This window comes from Microcoleus sp. Pol7_A1 (assembly GCF_036701085.1).
Classification (GTDB): Bacteria; Cyanobacteriota; Cyanobacteriia; order Cyanobacteriales; family Microcoleaceae; genus Microcoleus; species Microcoleus asticus.
In genome coordinates, this window is record NZ_JAUBQD010000108.1 from 1 (window position 1) to 3,300 (window position 3,300).

The window sequence follows — 3,300 nt, forward strand, 5'->3', positions numbered from 1 at the left end:
TACTCATTATCAGATATTTGATTTCCCCAAGCTTCACAGTTATGGTAAATTCTCACAAATCATATAGGATTGCTATAACATATCAGCAACGTGTTCTTGATGGCTTTTACCGTCATCACAAGGGCGCTAAATCCGGTAATTTATCACCGAAAATCCACCGCTTTTTTGGTTGATATATACAATTTATCAATGCTATTCCTGGTAATAGTCTGTGTTCTTTTTGACTAAATGGGCTGCGGGCTAATTCGATATTTGGCTCGTATCTTTTGTCTAATACCCTCGTCCTCAAAAACTAGGGAGACTTCAGCATATTCTGTGATGTCTCATTTCAGGTTATGTCACAATAGGTTGGGTATTAATTGTGATTTTTTTCAGTAACTGTTGATAGTATTATGGCTAAATAATTCTAAATGTTAGCCTAAATTTGTTAAAGTGTAGTTGGTTTGACTCGTCAGTAAATATTGCCAATAATATACATAGTTAAATGACATATTTAGACAGGGGTTCAGATGTCGAACAAGTATTATCGCAGCAATCGCCTTCTAACAAGTCAATTGTGCAATACCATCAGCCTTTTCGTCAGCGTTTCATGCTCCGGGGCTCGCTCAATGTTAACTTGTGCTTGTGCGATCGCACCTCTCTATCCATCCCGAACAATTTTTGAGTAACAGATCAATTAGTAGCGATCGCACAAGCAAAGACACGCTATATGTAGAGTGGCTGCGTAAGTCCTTGAGTTATCTAGGATATTAGGAAAAAAACAGCTATCGTATCCTTGAGTTCCGGAGCGTGAATCAATGGAATGGGGAATGGGGAATTAGTGATGAGTTTTAGTTTCCTATTAAGTCCGATCGCACAACCCCAATAAAATTGGTTTGTAGTAAAAATTTGAGCTACCAACCCTTGTGTACCTTGGGACACCTGAAAACCGCGATACAAAGTTATACCAAATCCGGTTTCTATACGCCTTTATTCTTTAGTCTCTTAAAGAGGGACGAAAGGCAAGTGTAAAAGCGGTGTCAAGCGCCGAGTGCTATAAAGTTTCTAACCAGGATTGAGTATTGTGAGGAACGCCACAGAAGTTACGATCTGCTGTGGCGTTTTGTTCGGAGAACCGGCGACTTTCGCGGCCAATTCTAAGCCTCAGAGCGTAATATCTCTGATAGGAAATCCGAGGAGCCGATCGCCCCGTTAACCCCCACCAAATTCGCTAAAACCCGATCGGTTCCTGCTACTTGCAGCAACGTACCGTTCGGAGTGGCGCTAAATTGCAACTGCTGGAAACTCAGGCCGTCGCTCACAACAAACTTATCGACGCCTACCTCGAAGTTAATCACAGTATCAGTGCCGCCATCACCACTCAACACAAATCGATCGCTCCCAATACCTCCAATTAAAGTATCGTCGCCCAAGTCGCCAAACAGCCAGTCATCTCCAGCACCCCCATTGAGAAGGTCGCTATCTTTACCACCAATCAGGGTATCGCTGCCAGCATCTCCGTTGATAGTATCTTGCCCTTCGTTGCCGTAGAGCAAGTCATCGCCGTCACCGCCGTTGATGCAGTCTTGCTGGTCGTTTGCGCCCACCGAGACACCCCGGTTATCGGAACGATCGCCGCTAATGGTATCGCTGCCCTCGTCACCGCAGAGCTCATCGCTGCCGTCACCGCCGTAAATCAAGTCGTCGCCCCGATCTCCGTGTATGAGGTCGTTAGCTTTGCCGGCGTAAATCAAGTCGTTGTCTTGACCGCCGGCTATGGTATCGTCACCCTCATCGCCGAACAGCACATCAGCACCGATGCCACCAAAGAGCAAGTCCCGGCCGCCAACATCTTTAGCTCGACTTCGAGCACCACCGTACATGGTGTCGTCGCCACTGTCCCCAACAAGGGTATCGGAGCCTAGTTCGCCCCAAATCAGGTCATTATCTTTGCCACCCCAAACACAATCATTTCCTTTACCTGCTTGCACGGTATCATTACCGTGGCCGCCGCCCATGATGTCGTTGCCGCTGCCACCAAAGATTAAGTCTTGTTCGCCGGTATCCCCAACTGACTGGGAACTACCACTGTCGCCGAGCAGAGTATCGGCTCCTTCGCCGCCGTAGAGCGTATCGGAGCCTAATTGACCGTAGATGATGTCATTGCCTTTACCTCCGTAAGCGCGATCGTTATCTTTGCCTGCAACCAGCGTATCGTTGCCTTGTTGGCCGTGGAGGAAGTCGTTGCCGAAGCCTCCGTACAGCAAGTCGTGTCCCTGGGAGTCCCTGGCCCTTTTGTCGCCTATTCCGCCAAACAAGGTGTCGGAGCCGATGCCACCAAACAAGGTATCGGAGCCGAGTTCGCCCCAAATTAAGTCATTTTCTTTACCTCCAAGGGCAATATCGTCAGCTTTGCCGGTATGAATGGTATCGTCGCCCTCGTTGCCGTTAATGAGGTCTCCAGCCTCGCCTCCGAAAATCAAATCGCGAGCATCGTCAGGACTCTGGGAGTTATTCTGCCCGGTGTCTCCGAGAATCGTATCCGCACCTCGATCTCCAAACAGGGTGTCAGAGTCTAAGTCGCCGGCAATCCAGTCGTTCTGTTTGCCTGCGAATACGATATCGTTGCCCCCGTCTCCGTAAACAATATCGGTGTCAATGCCGCCAAAAATTGTGTCATTGTCTTCGTTGCCGTAAATTTCGTCCGCGCCGTTTTCACCTAAAAGCAGGTCGTTGCCTTCAAAACCGACAATTTTTTGGTTGCCTTTAATGTCTGCGATGAAGTCATCGCCGTCGGTTCCTTTGGTGGTTTGTTCCTCTGAAAATTGTGAAATCGGCTGGATAAATCCAACTGCGGGTGGTTGCTGCGGGGGCGCAAAGTTAATTCCCGGTTTTTCAATAATGGGCGAACACTGACAGTCGGTATCTGTTTCGGCGATCGGATTTGAGATGGGCGCCGGAGTTGGCGCTGGAGTTGGCGTCGGAGTTGGCGTCGGAGTTGGCGCAATCGGCAGGGCGACAACCGCCACAGTAGCGACAGCGGGACTGGAGGCGCCGTCGTTGTCTGTGGCGCTGTAGGTAAAATTGGCTCCTGTAAAGTTGCCTGTGGCTTGCAAAAATAGTTGCTGCAATTGTGCTGGAGTCAGGACTTGACCTGGTGTCACCGGTACGCCACCGTTGGTTGGATCTCCTAAAAACAGGATTGCTTGGTCTGCTGGGGGCAGGGTGTTAATGGTGTAAGAGGCGATCGACCCGTCGGGGTCGCTTCCTCCCAATCCCGTGACTAACTGGCTGCTGTTGGGCCCGAGGCTGGAGTTGGCA

At 49.3% G+C, this 3,300-nt stretch carries 2 protein-coding genes; one reads left to right on the plus strand and one right to left on the minus strand.

Annotated elements, in window-relative coordinates; translation table 11 throughout:
• Positions 1 to 484: 484 nt before the first annotated feature.
• The gene (locus tag QUA20_RS30615) at positions 485 to 664 is read left to right on the plus strand and encodes a hypothetical protein (RefSeq protein ID WP_333194044.1); all 180 of its coding nucleotides are present in this window, start codon (positions 485 to 487) and stop codon (positions 662 to 664) included.
• Between the two features lie 472 nt (positions 665 to 1,136).
• Here QUA20_RS30615 and QUA20_RS30620 read toward each other — a convergent pair.
• A partial coding sequence (locus tag QUA20_RS30620) for a calcium-binding protein (RefSeq protein WP_333194045.1) occupies positions 1,137 to 3,300 on the minus strand: 2,164 nt, incomplete at its 5' end.